The 1,283-nt window shown below is 60.7% G+C and carries 1 protein-coding gene; it reads right to left on the bottom strand.

Going from position 1 to position 1,283, the window contains the following annotated elements; all coding sequences use genetic code 11:
* Window positions 1-44: 44 nt before the first annotated feature.
* A protein-coding gene (locus tag KIH27_RS22085) for an IS3 family transposase (protein WP_372451455.1) occupies window positions 45-1,216 on the bottom strand; the annotation gives its coding sequence in 2 pieces (ribosomal slippage) (window positions 45-964 and window positions 964-1,216; 1,173 coding nt in all).
* Window positions 1,217-1,283: the final 67 nt, after the last annotated feature.

Here is a 1,283-nt window from a genome sequence, read left to right as displayed (position 1 = left end):
TCTGAGGAGCCTGACAAAATTCGGACAGTGAGTTTTTTGGTTTCTTACGCTGCTCGCTGCTGATCGATCCAGTTCGACTCTACCTCATTCGGCGTGCAATAGCCAATCGCGGAATGCAGGCGAATCTGATTGTAACGTAATTCGATGTAGCGTGTGATATCCTTTCTTGCGTGCTCCCGTGTGGGGTATTGAGTTCGGTGCACGCGTTCGTTTTTCAGGGTGGCGTTGAATGATTCCGCCCAGGCGTTGTCGTAGCAAATCCCGGTCCGGCCGACGGATCGGAGCACTCCGAGTTTCTCGGCGAGTTCGGCGAATTCGACCGACATATATTGGGCTCCGCGGTCGGAGTGGAATATTGTTTCACCGGGAGTGAATTCGATGTTGCCGGCGGCCATGGTCAATGCCTCAGCGACCAGTTCGGTGCGCATGTGGTCGGCCATCGCGTAGCCGAGCACCTTCTTGGAGAAGCAGTCGAGCACCGTCGCTAGGTACAGCCAGCCCTCCCACGTGCGGACGTACGTGATGTCGCCGACGAGCTTGCGGCCCGGTGCCTCGGCGGTGAAGTTGCGCCCGACCCGGTCCGGCAGTGACGCCGCATCGCCGGCAATCGTGGTGGTCGGACGAAACGGCCTGGGCTGACAAGCCACCAGGCCCAGCTCACGCATGATCGACCGCACCGTCTCGGGGTCGACCGACGTTCCCCAGCGAGCCAATTGGGCGTGGATGCGGCGGTAGCCGTAGGTGCCATCGGAGTGCTCGAAGGCGAACGTGACCTCCGCGGCCAACACCTCGCGGCGAGCAGCGGTCGCCGACGGGCTGCGTCGACGCCAGCCGTAGTAGCCCGAACGTGACACCTTCGCCCACCGGCACATCGCGTCGATCGGATAGCAGCCTTCTTCGGATTCAATGAACGCGTATTTCGCGCTCACCGGAACTTCTTCGCGAAGAAGGCCACCGATTTTCCCAGGAATTCGTTCTCCATCTTCAACTCCCGGACCTGACGCTCCAGCTCCTTGAGCCGCGCGCGATCAGCGACCGTCAATTCCGGTTCATCCCCGGCATGCGCCTGCCGGTATTTCTTGACCCAGTTTCCCAAGGTCTGCTCCACGAGCCCCAACTCGCGGGCTACGTCCGCGATCGGCCGCGACTGGTCGATCACCTCCTTGACCGCCGCCTCCCGAAACTCCGGGCTGTACCGTGAATTCTTCCGCGCCACAACAACTCCATTCGGTAAACCCCAATTCTACTTTGGGGCCACTGTCCGAGGAATTTCCGGCACCTCA

The sequence above is a fragment of the Mycolicibacter acidiphilus genome (assembly GCF_018455725.1).
GTDB lineage: Bacteria > Actinomycetota > Actinomycetes > Mycobacteriales > Mycobacteriaceae > Mycobacterium > Mycobacterium acidiphilum.
Note: the sequence above shows the minus strand (reverse complement) of the source record. Positions and strands in the feature narration are given on the sequence as shown.